15 protein-coding genes and 1 other RNA gene are annotated in these 15,428 nt (G+C 72.8%); 8 read left to right on the top strand and 8 right to left on the bottom strand.

What is annotated here, in order from left to right; all coding sequences use genetic code 11:
- Positions 1-8 precede the first annotated feature (8 nt).
- On the top strand, positions 9-1,124 hold the full coding sequence (gene prfB, locus E8D37_RS10450; protein WP_136569727.1) for a peptide chain release factor 2: 1,116 nt from the start codon (positions 9-11) through the stop codon (positions 1,122-1,124).
- Between the two features lie 50 nt (positions 1,125-1,174).
- On the opposite strand, the gene E8D37_RS20555 is transcribed toward prfB, so the two are convergent.
- Both E8D37_RS20555 and E8D37_RS10440 read right to left on the bottom strand, forming a co-directional pair.
- Complete coding sequence (locus E8D37_RS20555; protein WP_136569726.1) at positions 1,175-3,268, bottom strand: fibronectin type III domain-containing protein; 2,094 nt, start codon at positions 3,266-3,268, stop codon at positions 1,175-1,177.
- Positions 3,269-3,378: 110 nt separating this feature from the next.
- A complete protein-coding gene (locus E8D37_RS10440) occupies positions 3,379-4,083 on the bottom strand; it encodes a hypothetical protein (RefSeq protein WP_136569725.1) in 705 nt (234 codons plus the stop codon).
- A gap of 74 nt (positions 4,084-4,157) precedes the next feature.
- On the opposite strand from E8D37_RS10440, the gene ftsE reads away from it, so the two are divergent.
- The 6 genes from ftsE (at position 4,158) to ssrA (ending at position 9,048) form a co-directional block, all read left to right on the top strand.
- The gene (gene ftsE, locus E8D37_RS10435) at positions 4,158-4,847 is read left to right on the top strand and encodes a cell division ATP-binding protein FtsE (RefSeq protein WP_136569724.1); all 690 of its coding nucleotides are present in this window, start codon (positions 4,158-4,160) and stop codon (positions 4,845-4,847) included.
- Between the two features lie 66 nt (positions 4,848-4,913).
- A complete protein-coding gene (ftsX, locus tag E8D37_RS10430; RefSeq protein ID WP_136569723.1) occupies positions 4,914-5,828 on the top strand; it encodes a permease-like cell division protein FtsX in 915 nt (304 codons plus the stop codon).
- Positions 5,829-5,963: 135 nt separating this feature from the next.
- Positions 5,964-7,286 carry a peptidoglycan DD-metalloendopeptidase family protein gene (locus tag E8D37_RS10425; protein ID WP_136569722.1) on the top strand — a complete coding sequence of 441 codons (1,323 nt, stop codon included), beginning with the start codon at positions 5,964-5,966 and terminating at the stop codon, positions 7,284-7,286.
- 89 nt (positions 7,287-7,375) lie between these two features.
- Positions 7,376-7,855, top strand: a complete 480-nt coding sequence (gene smpB / locus E8D37_RS10420; protein WP_136569721.1) for an SsrA-binding protein SmpB — start codon at positions 7,376-7,378, stop codon at positions 7,853-7,855.
- A gap of 77 nt (positions 7,856-7,932) precedes the next feature.
- Positions 7,933-8,589 carry a maleylpyruvate isomerase family mycothiol-dependent enzyme gene (locus E8D37_RS10415; RefSeq protein WP_168929713.1) on the top strand — a complete coding sequence of 219 codons (657 nt, stop codon included), beginning with the start codon at positions 7,933-7,935 and terminating at the stop codon, positions 8,587-8,589.
- A gap of 89 nt (positions 8,590-8,678) precedes the next feature.
- Positions 8,679-9,048: a transfer-messenger RNA gene (ssrA, locus tag E8D37_RS10410) on the top strand.
- A 151-nt stretch (positions 9,049-9,199) separates the two neighbouring features.
- Here the strand turns inward: ssrA and E8D37_RS10405 are convergent.
- On the bottom strand, positions 9,200-9,625 hold the full coding sequence (locus E8D37_RS10405; protein ID WP_136569719.1) for a GNAT family N-acetyltransferase: 426 nt from the start codon (positions 9,623-9,625) through the stop codon (positions 9,200-9,202).
- Between the two features lie 146 nt (positions 9,626-9,771).
- Positions 9,772-10,116, bottom strand: a complete 345-nt coding sequence (locus E8D37_RS10400) for a type II toxin-antitoxin system HicB family antitoxin (protein ID WP_136569718.1) — start codon at positions 10,114-10,116, stop codon at positions 9,772-9,774.
- Between the two features lie 304 nt (positions 10,117-10,420).
- Between E8D37_RS10400 and E8D37_RS10390 the strand changes: the two genes are divergently transcribed.
- Positions 10,421-10,786: a hypothetical protein gene (locus E8D37_RS10390; RefSeq protein ID WP_136569717.1), complete on the top strand. Its 366-nt coding sequence runs from the start codon at positions 10,421-10,423 to the stop codon at positions 10,784-10,786.
- 43 nt (positions 10,787-10,829) lie between these two features.
- On the opposite strand, the gene E8D37_RS10385 is transcribed toward E8D37_RS10390, so the two are convergent.
- Genes E8D37_RS10385 through E8D37_RS10370 form a run of 4 tightly spaced genes read right to left on the bottom strand, consistent with a single transcriptional unit; the run spans position 10,830 to position 15,401 of the window.
- Positions 10,830-12,161, bottom strand: coding sequence for a D-arabinono-1,4-lactone oxidase (locus E8D37_RS10385; RefSeq protein ID WP_136569716.1), 1,332 nt, complete (start codon positions 12,159-12,161; stop codon positions 10,830-10,832).
- Positions 12,158-13,420, bottom strand: a complete 1,263-nt coding sequence (locus tag E8D37_RS10380) for an alanine racemase (RefSeq protein ID WP_136569715.1) — start codon at positions 13,418-13,420, stop codon at positions 12,158-12,160. Before E8D37_RS10380 ends, E8D37_RS10385 begins: the two co-directional genes overlap by 4 nt.
- On the bottom strand, positions 13,420-14,688 hold the full coding sequence (locus tag E8D37_RS10375; RefSeq protein ID WP_136569714.1) for an MFS transporter: 1,269 nt from the start codon (positions 14,686-14,688) through the stop codon (positions 13,420-13,422). Before E8D37_RS10375 ends, E8D37_RS10380 begins: the two co-directional genes overlap by 1 nt.
- A complete protein-coding gene (locus E8D37_RS10370; RefSeq protein WP_136569713.1) occupies positions 14,685-15,401 on the bottom strand; it encodes a TetR/AcrR family transcriptional regulator in 717 nt (238 codons plus the stop codon). The genes E8D37_RS10375 and E8D37_RS10370 overlap by 4 nt, the downstream gene beginning before the upstream one ends.
- Between the last annotated feature and the right edge of the window lie 27 nt (positions 15,402-15,428).

Raw genomic sequence — 15,428 nt, 5'->3', positions numbered from 1 at the left:
TGACGCTTGTGGCAGGCCCCGACTTCGACAGCGAGATCAAGCAGCTCCAGGCGACGATGCACACCATCGAGCAGGTGCTGGACATCGACAAGATGAAGGCGGACATCGCCGACCTCCAGGAGCAGGTGGCCGCACCCGACCTGTGGGACGACCAGGCGAACGCCACCCGCGTCACCGGCAGCCTGTCCGACCTGCAGGGTCAGGTCGAGCGCTTCGAGAAGCTGAGCAGCCGCATCGAGGACCTCGCCGTCCTCGTGGAGCTCGCCGTCGAGGCCGAGGACGCCGACTCCATGGAGGAGGCCGAGCGCGAGCTGCCCCGCGTCAAGACCGCGGTCGAGAGCCTCGAGGTCCGCACGCTGCTCTCCGGCGAGTACGACTCCCGCGAGGCGATCGTGACGATCCGCTCGGGCGCCGGCGGCGTCGACGCGGCCGACTTCGCCGAGATGCTCATGCGCATGTACACGCGCTGGGCCGAGCGCAACAAGTACTCCGTCGAGGTCTTCGACATCTCCTACGCCGAGGAGGCGGGCATCAAGTCCGCCGAGTTCGCGATCCACGCGCCCTACGCCTACGGCACCCTCTCGGTCGAGGTCGGCACGCACCGGCTCGTCCGGATCAGCCCCTTCGACAACCAGGGCCGCCGCCAGACGTCCTTCGCCGCCGTCGAGGTCGTGCCCCAGCTCGAGCAGACCGACGAGATCGAGGTCGACGAGAACGACGTCCGCACCGACGTCTTCCGCTCCGGCGGCCCGGGCGGCCAGTCGGTCAACACCACCGACTCGGCGGTGCGCCTCACGCACATCCCGACCGGCATCGTCGTCTCCTGCCAGAACGAGAAGTCGCAGCTGCAGAACAAGGCCGCCGCGATGATCGTCCTCAAGGCCAAGCTCCTCGCGAAGAAGAAGGCCGAGGAGGCCGCGCTCAAGAAGGACCTCAAGGGCGACGTCGCCGCCTCGTGGGGCGACCAGATGCGCAACTACGTCCTCAACCCGTACCAGATCGTCAAGGACCTGCGCACCGGCTACGAGACCGGCAACCCGCAGCCCGTCTTCGACGGCGAGATCGACGGCTTCCTCGAGGCCGGCATCCGCTGGCGCCGCGGCACCGCCAAGGCGGACGCCTGACGGCTCGCGTCGGCGCCTGACGCCCGGGTCTGACTCCGGGGCGTCAGGCCTCAGCGCGCCCGGACGACGTTCGAGCGGGCCGACCAGGCCGAGCTGCCCTCGTCGTTGACGGCGCGCACCTGGAACCGCCACCGCCCCTTCGCCAGCGAGAGCCGCACGGACGTCCGGACGCCGAGCGCGAGGGTGCCCCGGCCGACGACCCGGCCCGACGCGTCCAGCTTCAGCCCCCGCACCAGGTAGCCGGTGAGGTCGCTGCCGCCGTCGTCGGTGGGTGCGCTCCAGCGGACGGTCGCGGTGACCGCGCCCCCGCGGGCCCCCGACGACGCCTTCCCGATGGCCGGCCGGCCCGGGGCGGTGGGGTCGGAGCCGCCCGAGCCCGCGCTCTGGGTGGTCACCTGCGCCGTCACCTCGGACGACTCGCCGACCGCGTTCACCGCCCGCACGCCGAGCGTGTGGGTCGTGCCGGCGACCAGCCCGTCCGTCGTCCAGGACGTGCCGGTGACGGTGTCGACATCGGTGCCGTCCAGGCTCACGACGTAGCCCGTGATGGCGCTGCCGCCGTCGTCCGCGGGGGCCGTCCAGGTCAGCGTGGCGCTGGTGGCCGTGGTGCTCGTCGAGGTGATCGTGGGGGAGCCGGGCGCGACCGCGTCGGCGTCGCAGCCGCTCACCGACAGCGTGTACTGCCCGAGCGAGCCGTAGTCGCCGTAGCCGCTCGCGTCCCAGGAACCGCTGCCCACGCCGTCCAGCGAGGCGTACAGGGGCTCGTCGGGGGCAGTGAAGGTGGCCGAGGCGGAGAGCCCGGAGGCGGTGATGCCGTCGCCGACCGCCGAGGTCGGGTCCGAGAACGCCACCTGCGTGCCGTCGGCGGTGCTGACGGTGAGCGCCACGTCGAGGTCGGGGCTGGTAGCGACGGTGTCGGCGGAGACCGTCACGCTGCCCGTGCAGGTCCCCAGCGCGTAGACGTCCACGTCGTCCTGGGTGCCGATGACGCCCTCGGCCGGCAGCGACGCGCTCGAGGCGGTCGCGATCGTGTCGCCCGCGTCGTCCGCCCGCAGCGGTGCGCCGCTGGCGGCGATGATCGCGACGTCGTCCTCGGTGTTGGTGGCGCTCGGGTACTCGCCCGCGCTCCACTGCACCAGGGGGTGCCAGGTCGAGCCCATGATGGGGCCCCAGATGCCCTGGCCGGAGTAGTAGGCGCTGGTGCCCTTGCCGTCGTGGGAGAGCCCGAGGTTGTGCCCCACCTCGTGGGCGACGGTGCCGGTGATCGTCTCCACGTCGTCGTAGTAGCTCGTGAACGCCCAGGCCGGCTGGTAGTAGCCGCTGTCCGCCTCGTCGAAGACGTCGACGTAGGCGACGCCGGTGCACGAGCTGTACCCGCCGCAGCCGACCTGGTGGGCGTCGGTGTCGTCGCTGACGATCGCCAGCGCGCCGTAGTACTGGTCGCCAGACGAGGTGCGGACGAGCGCGGCGCGGCCCGGGTCCTCGGTGGTGACGTCGACCTGGAACGGCGCGTAGTCCTCCGCCACCTGCTGCCAGACCTGCTGGATCAGCGCCCGCTCGCCGGCGGTGAAGGTCGTGTAGTCGTCGTCGTAGGAGAACCCCGAGACCGCGGTGGTCTTGAGGCCCGAGTTGTTCCACGCGGTGCCGGTGACGGTGGCGCCGTCGAAGTCGATGTAGATGGTCCGCTTGGCGCCCGGCAGCGAGTGCAGGGTGAAGGTGTCGGCGCTCGGGTAGAGCAGGTCGGCGGCGGTCATCGCGGCCGAGGCGGCCGTCCGGTCGGCCGCGAGGGTGTCGCGGTAGAAGACGTGTCCGTCGGTGTCGACCCACGCCGTGTCGTCCGTGCGCAGCGTCGAGCGCAGGTCGGCGGCGGTCATCCCGTTGAGGTCGGCGGCGTCCGCGAGGTCGTCGCCGAGCAGGCGGACGGCGCGGGCACCCCGTGCGGCGGAGTCCAGGACGCCGTCCAGCGACCCGTCGGTGGCGGGCGAGGAGGCCCGGGCCGGGCCGGCGGCGCCCGCGGGGCCACCGGGGACGGCGAGCAGCAGCCCGGCCACCAGCGAGCCGACCAGCGGGGCGGCCGACCGGGTGGCCAGCCGGGTGGCCAGCCGGGTGCTCAGGAGGGCGCGACGACGACGTGTGGGGGGCACCCGACGACGGTAGGGGCCGCGCGCCCCGGCAGTCCCGGGATCGGCGCGGCCTTCATCGAAACTTGCCCTGGCGTCCAGCGACGCCTGTCAAGGGCGCGTGGGTCGCTGGGTCAGTCGCTGGCGGCGGCGAGCGCCACGGCGGTGCACCAGGCGCTGGAGCGGTCCAGCAGGGTCGCGGCGGAGACGTCCTCGGCGGCCGAGACGGTGCAGGTCAGCCAGCCGTCGCCGAGCAGGCCCGCGACCGCGACCGCCCGGCCGGCGTCCGAGGTGCACACGGCGGTGGCCCCGACCGAGCCGAGCTGCTCGGCGTCACCCCGGGTGGAGCAGCGCACGGTGTCGCTGGCCAGGGAGTCCGCGAGCCCGTCGGCGAGCGTGGTGGCGCGGGCGTCGTCCACGGGCGGGGCGTAGACCCAGGCCTGCGCGTTGACGGTCCCGGACGCCGTCCAGCGGCACCCGTACTCGTGGGCGACGTCGCGCACCCCGTCGTCCAGGCCCTGGCTGAGGCGGACAGTGTCACCGTCGGCCCACGCGCGCACCGTGGGGACCGTGCCGCGGGCCCGACGGCCGAGGGCGGCGAGCACCGCGTCGTCGGGCACGAGGTCGCAGAAGGCGGCGCGCTGCACCGCGAGGTCGGGGTAGACGCCCTCGAGGCCCGTGAGGGTGCTGGGGCTCGGGACCAGGTCGGAGGCCGACAGGGAGGACGACGGCGTCGCGCTGCTGGTGCCGCCGGCGTCGTCGGAGCCGCTGGTGCAGGCGGTGAGGGCGACGAGGGCCGTCACAGCCACCAGGACGTCGAGCACGGGGCGGCGGAGCATGTGAGGGAGGGTACGAGAACGCGCCACGGCCGCGATGCCCAGCCTTCCTGGGGGACCCGCGTAACCTCCTTCGGGTGATCCGCTTCGAGAAGGTCTCCAAGTCCTACCCGGGGGGCGGTGCCGCCGCGCTCGACCAGGTGTCGATCGACGTCGAGAAGGGCGAGTTCGTCTTCCTGGTCGGTGCCTCCGGCTCCGGCAAGTCCACCGCCCTGCGCCTGGTGCTGCGCGAGATGCGCCCCACCGAGGGTCGCGTCTACGTGGCCGGCAAGGAGATCAACCGGCTCGCGAGCTGGAAGGTCCCGCGCCTGCGCCGCCAGATCGGCACGGTGTTCCAGGACTTCCGCCTGCTGCAGAACAAGACCGTCGCCGAGAACGTGGCCTTCGCCCTGCAGGTGACCGGCTACTCGCCGAAGGAGATCCGCGGCCGCGTCCCCGAGACCCTCGAGATGGTGGGCCTGGACGGCAAGGCCGACCGGATGCCCGACGAGCTCTCCGGCGGTGAGCAGCAGCGCGTCGCCATCGCCCGCGCGTTCGTGACGCGGCCGATGATCCTGGTCGCCGACGAGCCCACCGGCAACCTCGACCCGTCCACGACCGTCGGGATCATGAAGCTGCTGGACCGGATCAACCGGACCGGCACCACCGTCCTCATGGCGACCCACGACCACGGGATCGTCGACCAGATGCGCAAGCGCGTCATCGAGCTGGAGCACGGCAAGGTCGTCCGCGACCAGGACCGCGGCGTCTACGGCTTCCAGCACTGACCCGCGCCCCGCCCTCCCACACACCTCCGCCCCACCCGCGCAGAACCGAAAGGCCCTCCTGCCGCCATGCGCTACGTCCTCTCCAACCTCGGCCAGGGGCTGCGTCGCAACCTCTCGATGCACCTCGCCGTGGTCCTCACGCTCTTCGTCTCCCTCACGCTCGTCGGCATCGGCCTGCTCGTGCACGCGCAGGCCCAGAAGGTCGTCGACCAGTGGGGGTCGGAGCTCCAGATCACCGTCTGGCTCTGCCGCGACGACGACTCCAACGCCAAGTGCCTCGGCGCGGTGACGAAGGCGGAGAAGCAGGAGATCGAGAAGGTCCTCGACTCCAGCGCCCAGGTCGACAGCTACGAGTACGAGTCGAAGGCCGAGGCCTTCGAGAAGGTCAAGGCCCTCTACGGCGCCTCCGAGGCCGACCGCTTCGAGGGCCCCAACGCGATCCTCACCGAGGACGACATGGCCGAGTCCATCTGGATCACGCTCAAGGACCCGGACCAGTACGAGGCGGTGACGAGCGCCGTCACGGGCCTGGACGGGGTGTCCAGCGTCCGCGACCAGCGCGACACCATCGCCCCGCTGCTCAAGGTCATGGACGCCATGCAGATCGGCTCCATCGGCGTGGCGGCCTTCCTCGTCCTCGCGGCCCTCCTGCTGGTCGCCAACACGATCCGCCTCACCGCCTTCGCGCGCCGCAAGGAGATCGCGATCATGCGGCTCGTGGGCGCCTCGAGCGCCTACATCGCGCTGCCGTTCCTCCTGGAGGCCCTGGTCACGGCCCTGGTCTCGGTCGGGCTGGCCGTCGGCACGCTGGGCGGGTTCATGTACTTCGGCGTGATGGACAAGTTCACCCAGTACCTCGGGTTCATCCCGTGGATCGACTGGTCGGACTGGGCGGTGGCCGCGATCGCGGTCGCGATCCTGGGCCCGGTGCTCAGCCTCGTCCCGACACTCCTGCTCACGTCGAAATACCTCAAAGTCTGACTACGGACGCGTACCGTCGCTGCCGATCCGTCACACGAGCCCCACGCGACCCAGCCGTCCTTCGGCCGGGCCACGCCGGAGGGCGGATCGATCGAGAACCTCCCCGCTCCACCCACGCGACAAGGCAGGACAACGGTGCGTCCCTTCCCCCACGCACGGCGGCAGCGCCTGGCCTCGGCCCTCACGGCCGGAGCCCTGGCGCTGGGGCTCGTCGCGTCCGGGGCCCTGGGTGACGAGGTCGCCACGGCGACCGGCGAGGTCGCCTCGGCGGCGTCCGTCGGTGGGGTCGCGGCGGCCGACAGCGACAAGCTGAAGAAGAAGAAGTCCGGCGTCAAGAAGAAGATCCGGACCGTCCAGGGCGACCTCGACGACGCCAGCGCCGGCCTGCGCGCGGCCATCGCGAAGGTGCAGAGCGCCCGGTCGGCGCTCGCCGACGCCCGCTCCGAGCTCGCGGTCGTCCGGACGAAGCTGGACGCTGCCCGCGAGCGCGACGCCCTCATGCAGGACCGGCTGGAGGCCGCCGAGGAGCGGCTCGCCGCGGCCCGGGAGGCGCTCGCCGATGGGCAGGACTCGCTCGCCGACCAGGAGCAGGCCGTCAAGGACTCGATCGTCGACGGCTACCAGGACGGCCCCGCCGAGCTCGCGGCGATCTCCGAGCTCCTCACCGACGGCACCACCGACGACCTCACCCAGCAGCAGATCGCCTCGGACGCGATCGTCGACCACCAGGCCCGCCTCTACGACCAGCTCGACGCCTCGACGGTGCTCCTCGCCGTCCAGGAGGGCCAGGTCTCGGAGGCCAAGGAGGCCGTGGAGGTCCAGCGTGAGGCCGCGGCCGACCACCTCTCCACCGTCCGGTCGCTCGAGGCTCAGGCCGAGGACGCCCGCGACACGGTGGCCGCCACGCTCGCCACGCGGGTCGCGGCGAAGCAGAAGGCCGTGCGGATCAAGGCGCGCGACGTCCGGACGCTGAAGAAGCTCAAGGCCAAGGAGAGCTCGCTCCAGGCCCGGATCGAGCGGGCCGCGCAGCGCTCCGGCCGGTCGGTCACGGCGAAGGCGTCCGGCTACCTCACCCGGCCCGTGCCCGGCGTCGTCACCTCGCCGTACGGCTGGCGCATCCACCCGATCTACGGCTACTGGGGCCTGCACGACGGCACCGACTTCTCCGTCTACTGCGGCGAGCCGATGGTGGCCGCGGGCTCCGGCACGGTCATCGCGAAGTACTGGTCGGACGTCTACGGCCACCGGCTCTACATCTCGCTGGGCACCGTCAACGGCAAGTCCCTCACCATCGTCTACAACCACGCCGAGGGCTACCGGGTGAACGTGGGCGACTACGTCGAGCGCGGCCAGGTCGTCGGCCGGGCCGGCACCACCGGCTGGTCCACCGGCTGCCACCTCCACTTCACGGTGCTCGTCAACGGCACCGCCGTCGACCCGATGAACTGGATCGGCTGACCCTTATCCGTTCGTCGGCCGGGCTCTGGCTGCGGAGCCTGCCACCGGGGGATGTGAATCCGGTTGACCGGATTTGGGAGGATGGACCCATGGCCAGGGAGCAGGGGCGCAAGATGATCGCGCAGAACAAGAAGGCGCGACACGACTACGCCATCGAGGACACCTACGAGGCCGGCCTGGTGCTCATGGGGACCGAGGTGAAGTCCCTGCGCGAGGGGCGCGCCTCCCTGGTCGACGGGTTCATCGACATCGATCGCGGCGAGGCCTGGCTGCACGGCGTGCACATCCCGGAGTACCTCCAGGGCACCTGGACGAACCACGCCGCGCGCCGCAAGCGCAAGCTCCTGCTGCACAAGGCCGAGATCGAGAAGATCGAGCGCCGGGTGGCGGAGAAGGGCCTCACCGTCGTCCCGCTCAGCCTGTACTTCCTCAACGGCCGCGCCAAGATCGAGATCGCCACCGCGCGAGGCAAGAAGAGCTGGGACAAGCGCCAGGCCATCGCCGAGCGCACCGCCAAGCGCGAGACCGAGATCGCCGTCGGGCGCCGGGCCAAGGGGTACAAGGACTGAGCCTCTCCTGGAGGTTTTACCCGCGGGTGACCGTGACGCGACGTCCGGGCAGCGTCGGGTTTGCGACCATGTCGGGCGTGGACGCCGAGCAGACCTGGAGCGCCGTCGCGCGCGAGCGGCGGCACGTCGCGGACGTCGTGGAGCGGCTGAGCCCGGCCGAGTGGGACACCCCGTCGCTGTGCGGGCGCTGGACCGTCGGCCAGGTCGCCGTGCACCTCACCGTGCCGCTCACGCACTCCCTCGGCGACGTCCTGGGGGCCATGGCCCGGCGGTGGTTCAGCTACGACAGGGCGATGGACCACCTGGTCCGCCAGGAGGAGGCCACGCTGGACGCCGAGCGTGGACCCGGCGTCGTCGCCACCCGGCTCCGCGAGGGCTGCGGCAAGCGCTTCGCCCCACCCGGGCTCGGCCCCGTCGCGCCGCTCACGGACCTGCGCATCCACCTGCACGACATGGCGGTGCCCCTGGGGCTGGAGGACGCCTCCGACCCGGCCGCCTGGCCCGCCGTCCTCGACTTCCTCGTCAGCCCCGCCGCCCGCCTCGGCTTCTTCACCCGGCCCAAGCGACCGTCGGTGACCCTCGTGGCGACGGACCTCGACTGGACCCACGGGCAGGGCCCCCGGGTCGAGGGCCCCGCCGCACGGCTGGGCCTCGCGCTCGCCGGACGCTCCCGCGGGCTCGACCCGTGCGAGGGCCCCGGCGTCCCGCTGCTGCGGGAGTGGATCGCGCGCTGAGGCCGGCTCCCGGCGGTGGGGCCGCGGTGGTCCGGCCCGGAACAAACGGGTGGACGCCGGCCGTTACACTGGGCACGCACAACTCAAGAGGGGCTGATCGGTTTCGACTGGGGACGCTGTCTCCAGGGGAAGCGGGTCGAGAAGCCAGCGTCATCTCGTAAACGTCGCTGGAAACCAATAACTGCCAACGCTAAGCGCAGTTCCTTCGCTCTCGCCGCCTGAGCGGTGATCGAAGCGTCAGACCGGGCATCCGTCTCCGTCCCGGACCCTGGCGTCGACTAGGAGACTTGCTGTTCAGCTGCTGTCAGGGCGGCTGACCGGGACTCAAACCTGACTGAGCCTGTCGGTGACGTGTCCGTGCGAGCACCGGGGCTGAGAACACGAACAGCACGGACTGCACCCGGAGAAGACCTGGTACACCGCCACAGGACGCGGGTTCGATTCCCGCCAGCTCCACCACGAGGTCTCCGTGGATTGATCGCGGATCCCTCGTAGATCGCCGGCCGGCCGCAAGGCCGGACAGCCCTCTTGATCGAGAGCCGCCCCGAGCCCGGGGCGGCTCTCGGCTTGTGTGGGTTCCGCATTCCGGCCGGTGGGGGGACGCTCTCGCTCAGGTGGCGGGTTTGACCCATCGACGCCACTCGTCCTGCGGCGTGTAGCCCGCGGACCTCCACAAAGCGGCTCCGAGATCGTTCTCATCGAGGACCATCGCGCAGAACCGCTCCGCCCCCAGGCCGCGGAGCCGCTCTTCGGCCAGCGCCAGCATCCGCCGACCAAGACCGCGACCGCGCCAGTGAGGCGCGACGGCGAGCCGATAGAGATTCGCACGCCAGCCGTCCCATCCGCTCACGATGGTGGCCACGATCAAGCCGTCGACCTCAGCGACAAGAATCGCCTCGGGGTCATGATCCAGTAGCTGAGTGATGAGATCTGGTCGATCATCCGGGCGCGATCCGTTCTCGCCGGCCTCCGCCCAGAACTCCATCAGCGCGTCGACGTCGGCCTTCGTTGCGTTCCGCGTGCTGATCTCACCCACGGTGGCGAGCCTTGCACACAGTGGGCAGCCGCCTTCGTCGGATTGTGTGGCCGAGGGCGCCGTCAACGTCGCGGACGTGCTCCCGGAGGCCCCTCGACATCGCCATCAGGGACACGAGGGTCCCGGTTGGAGGGCTTCGGGCCTTGTCAGGTGGACGCGAGCTTCTTCACGACGAACTGGTTGAGGCTCAGGCCGTCCTCTGCGGCGTGCATGACGAGCTGCCGGTGCAGTCCTTCGCCGATGCGGACGTTGAACGTGCCGGAGTACGTCCGCTCCGAGAAGGGGACGGGGATCGCCTCGCCGTTCTCCTCCATGTCGGCGACCACGTCACCGAGGGCCGCCTCCAGTCCCTGGAGTGCCTCGAGCTGGGTCGGCGCGAGCCACGACATCGAGGGGAACTCCACGCAGGTGGCGACGAACTCGGCGTCCTCGGCCGACCACGTGACGCGGTAGCTGTAGTGGGACACGTCCACCTGTGGTGGGGTCTGCATCAGAGGGCCTCCTTCTTGTCGATGGCCTTGAGGACTTGGCGTACCTGGTAGGCCTTGGCCTTGCCTTTGTCACTCTGGATGTTCGGGCTCAGACGAGCTCACAGCAACCCAGCAGCGGAATCTCGAGCACGCGATCGAGCACGCACTGACCAGGATCGCGTGAATCCCGTGTAGTTCGACCGGATACTTGATTCTCACCTGCTCAAGCACTCGTCCGAGACGACAGCCGTCCCGTTCAGGGGCGGCTGTCGTGCTTCCACTCTTCCCGGCTCAGCCGCCGACCCCGTGCGCCGATGGGGAGGACGTGGACATCCGGCCCATCGTGACACCGATCGTGCCACCGGCCCCGACGGCGAGCGCCGCCCCGACGCCCGTCTACGGCCGCATGCGCAGGCTCGCCGACGCGATCGACGACCCGGACAGCACGCTCGGCCAGCGGCAGCGCTGGCGCAGCGAGTACACCGAGCTGTCCGGTCAGCTCGTCGGCACGGTGGGGGCGAGGACGGCGGCCGGGGCCGAGGTCCTGGAGCGGTCCACGCGGCTGGCGCAGCCCAGGGACGGGCGGGTGCCGCACGTCCCGGAGCGCGAGACGTCCCGCGCCACGTCCGACGCCGGCGGTCCCACGGGCCTCCCTGCGGCCCGCGCCGGCAGGCTCGACGACTACCTCTGACGACCAGCCCCGGCCACCAGCCCTGACGACCGGCCCCGCCGCGTCAGTCCCCGAGCACCCGCCGCAGGTAGTCGTTGGCGAGCACCCGGTCGGGGTCGAGCCGGTCGCGCAGCGCCTGGAAGTCCCCGAGCCGGGGGTGCACGCGGGCGAGCGACTCGGCGTCCTGGAAGTGGATCTTGCCCCAGTGCGGCCGGCCCTCGAACTCCCGCATGAGCGCGTCGACGGCCCGGAAGTAGGGCAGGTGGTCCTCCTTCCAGTACCGGTGCACGGCCACGTAGGCGGAGTCGCGCTGGTAGGCGGTCGAGAGCCAGACGTCGTCGGCCGCGGCCACCCGCAGCTCGACGGGGAAGCTGATCCGCCAGCCCTCCCGCTCGACCAGGTCGCGCAGGGCGCGGACGACCTCCGGGAGCGCCTCGCGCGGCACCGCGTACTCGCACTCGCGGAACCGCACGTCCCGCGGGCTCGTGAACACGGCGTAGGACCGGTCCGTGTAGGTCTTCTCGCCCAGCACCTTCGTGGCCAGCCGGTTGAGGGGGAGCGTGGTGGCGGGCGCCAGGCGCGCGACCTCGCTCATCACCACGAGCGCCCCGTTCTGGACGACGCGCTGGTCGACCCAGCGGCCGAGGGCACCCGGCGGCGTGTACGGCGTGTCCAGCGGCAGCCGGGTGTTGATCTTCGTCTGGACCCGGTCGGTGCCCGGCCACCAGTAGCACTCGGCGTGGTCGGGGGCGGTGAACCAGCCCGCGTCGTCCAGCACCTCGTCGAGCCCGGCGGAGGACTCGTGCGCCCGCAGGAGGAACGCCGGCACGCACTGGACGGTGACGTCGACGAGCACGCCCAGTGCCCCCAGGCCCAGGCGGACGGCGGGCAGCAGCTCGGCGTTCTCCTCCTCCGAGACCGTGAGCAGCTCGCCGGCCCCGGTCACGAGGGTGACGCCGACCAGCTGCGTGGCCAGCCCGCCGAAGCGCGCCCCGGTGCCGTGCGTGCCGGTGGAGGTGGCGCCGGCGATGGTCTGCCGGTCGATGTCGCCCATGTTCTCCAGGGCGAGTCCGTGGGGGGCCAGCAGCGCGGGCAGCTCGTGCAGGTGGGTGCCGGCGCCGAGCCGCACCCGGCCCCGCTCGGCGTCCACCTCGAGGACCCCACTGAGGGCGCCGACGTCCACCTGGATGCCGTCGGTGGCGGCGATCGCCGTGAAGGAGTGGCCGGCCCCGACGGGCTTGAGGGTGGCGCCGCGCTCGCGGGCGGCGACCACGAGGTCGACGACCTCCTCGGGGGAGCGCGGCCGGGCGACTGAGGTCGGGCTGGCGCCCTCGACCCGGGCCCAGTTCTGCCAGGTGTGGGTGGGGTGCGTGGTGGGTGTGGCGTGCGTGCTCACAGGAAGGCCTTCCCCTCGCCGCGGTAGGTGGGCAGGACGTCGCCGGCGCGCAGCCCGCCGGTGCCGTCGGGCTCGAGCAGGACCAGGTCGGCGAGGTGTTCGGCCAGCTCGCCGGCCTTGGTGTGGCGCAGCCAGACCCGGTCGCCGACGGCCAGGCCGCGGGCCGCCTCGCCGCGCAGCGGGGTCTGGACCTCGCCGGCGCCCTCGCGGGCCAGGTACTCCAGGCCCTGGGGCCACACGACCTGCGGCTGCCGGTCGGCGCCGGGCGGGCCGGAGGCGATCCAGCCGCCGCCCAGCAGGGTCACGAGGTCGGCGTCCGGGCCGCTGGGGCGCCGCACCACGGGCAGGGCGAACGCCGCCGCCGGGGCGGGGGAGAAGTGGTCGTAGGTGTCGAAGAGGTGGGGACCGAAGAGGCCCGACCCGGCCGCGACCTCGGTGACCGAGGCGTCGGCGTGGGTCGACTCGATCGAGCCGGTCCCGCCGCCGTTGACGAACTCCAGCGGGGCCACCGCGCGCACGGCCGCCACGGTCGCGCCGCGGCGCTCGGCCAGCTCGGCCGCCGAGGCCCGCTGGATCGCCCGCACGACGTCCCCGCGCCCCCGGCCGGCGTTCCCGAGCCCGGCGATCTGCCCCTCGTAGGCCATGAGCCCGACCAGCGTGAAGCCGGGACGCTCCACGACCGCGCGGGCCAGGCGCTGCACCTCGTGCGGCTCGCGCAGGGGCGAGCGCCGGGTGCCGACGTGGCCGAGCAGCGGGTGGCGGTAGGCGGCGTCCAGCTCGAGGCAGACGCGGACGTCGGCGCGGGCGGACGGCGGGACGGCCGCGTCGACCAGGTCGAGCTGCGCCACGTCGTCCACCATGATCGTGACCGCGGCGGCGAGCCGCTCGTCGCCGGCGAGGCGACGCAGCGCCCGGCGCGAGGCGGTGGGGTAGCCGACGACGACGTCGTCGCTGGTGCCCGACGCGGCGAGCCAGAGGGCCTCCTCGAGGGTGTAGGCCAGCACGCCGGCGTAGCCCGGCAGGGCCAGCACGGCCTCCAGCGCCCCGCGCACGCGCAGGCTCTTGCTCGCGACCCGGATCGGGAGGCCGTCGGCGCGGCGGAGCAGGTCGTGGGCGTTCCAGCGCAGGGCGTCGACGCTGAGGACGCCGAGGGGCGCGTCGAGGTGGCGGGTCGCCCCGGTCAGCGCCGGCCACCAGGTGGCGGGGTCGAGCCAGGGACGGCCGGGCTCGCCCGTGGACGGCAGGGACAGGTCGAGCATCAGCGGACGCTCCTCACGAAGAGGGTGGTGGCACCGCCGAGCAGGGCGGTGAGGGCGGAGACGAGGAAGAGGCCCGAGAACCCGCCGAAGGCGACGACGAGGCCGGCGCCCACGAGGGGCCCGAACGCCTGCGGGCCGGCGGTGGCGACGTTCATGATCCCGAGGTCCTTGCCGCGGGTCGCGGGGTCCGGCAGCACCTGGGTGGCCAGCGCCTGGTCGACGGAGAGGAACGAGCCGTAGCCCGCGCCGAGCAGCGCCCCGCCGACGACGGCCGCGGGGAACGTGGGCGCCACGACCAGCAGGACGCCGGCGACCGCCTGGAGCAGCGCCGCGACGACGACGAAGGGGCGTCGCCGGCCGGTGCGGTCCGAGGCGCGCCCGAGCCAGACCGAGGCGACGATGACGAAGAGCATGTAGACGACCGAGAGCAGCAGGAGGTCGTCCTCGGCGTGCGGTCGGCGCAGCCCGTACTCCAGGTAGTACAGGAGCAGCGTGGTGGCGATGGCGTTGCCGAGGTTGACCAGGAGCCGGCCGGCGAGGACCCAGCCGAAGTCCGGGTGCTCCCGCGGGTCCACCCACAGCGCGGTCACCACCTCGCGCCAGGAGAACGCGGGGCGCTCGTGGCCGGTGGACGGCGGGTCGGGCAACGAGACCAGGAACGGCAGGACGAGCACGAGCAGCGCGACCGCCGAGAACACGTACCCGCCGAGCTGGCCCCAGCCGGCGACGGTCACGACGGCGAGGCCCACGATGATGCCGAGCGCCTGCGGGGCCGAGACCAGGCCCGAGGCGAGCCCCCGCTGGTCGACCGGCACCTGGTCGGAGATGGCCGCCGTGAGCACCGCCGTGACGATGCAGAAGCCGACCAGGGCGACCACCCAGCCGACGCCCACCGTCACGACGTCGTGCGCGGCGCTCAGGCCCAGCAGGCCGGCGGCGAAGACGAGGCTGCCCACCGCGATCCAGGGGCGGCGGCGACCGAACCGGCTGCGGGTGCGGTCCGAGGCGGTGCCGGCCAGCGGGTAGGCCGCCAGCGCGAAGACTCCGGCGATCCCGGAGATGACGCCGTAGGCGACCACGGAGTCCACCCACCCGGTCGCCGACGTGGCGTCGGTGCCCAGGACGTCGTCCACCTGGAGGGGGAGGAGGAGCTGGATCGGGGTCAGCTGCGCCAGCCACACGCCCAGCCAGGCCAGCGCGAAGGTGGTGAGCCAGCGGCGGCCGACGCGCGTGGTCGGCTCGGCGAGCAGGTCGGGGGTGGCGGTCACGGGCGCTCCGGGGGCTCGACGAGGTGGGCGAGGACGGCGGCGGCGGCGTGCTCGGCGAGGCGCTCGGCGGCGGCCTCGGGGTCGGGGGTGGCGGGTGCCTCGGAGCCGGCAGGTGTCTCGGGGTCGGCAGGTGTCTCGGGGTCGGCAGGTGTCTCGGGGTCGGGGGTGCCCCGGTCGACCAGCCAGGCGAGGGTGAGCCCGTCGGTGAGCGCGACGACCAGCCGGGCCAGCTCCTCGACGGGGGCGTCCCACGTGACGCCGAAGCGGTCGGCGACGTGGGTGAGGACCTCGGCGGCCAACGCGCGGTAGGCGGCGTACTGACGCGGCGCCAGGCCGGCCAGCGCCGGGGAGCGCTGGGCGTGGAGCGTCAGCTCGAGCATCCCCTGCTCGCGCCCGGGATCGGCCATGACGAGCCGCAGGTAGCCGCGCAGCGCGGCGCGCACGGCGTCGGCGGGTGTCTCGGCGGGGGCGTCGGCGTCCGGCTCCAGCAGCGCGCTCAGCCCCGCCTCCCGCTCGCCCGCGACCACCGAGGTGATCACCTCGGCCAGCAGCTCCTCGCGGGAGGTCCAGGCGTAGTGGAAGCTCGCCAGCGACATGCCGGCCTCCGTGACGATCCGGCGCACCGACAGCGCCTCGATGCCCTCGGCCGCCAGCACCCGCAGCGCCGCGGCGAGCAGCAGCTCGCGGCGCTCGGCGACGCTGATCCTGGCCACGGCGGGGCCTCCTGGGGCGGTCGTACC

The sequence above is a fragment of the Nocardioides sp. GY 10127 genome (genome assembly GCF_004919085.1).
In the GTDB taxonomy this organism is placed as follows: Bacteria; Actinomycetota; Actinomycetes; order Propionibacteriales; family Nocardioidaceae; genus Nocardioides.
This window is presented reverse-complemented; position numbering and strand designations above follow the sequence as displayed.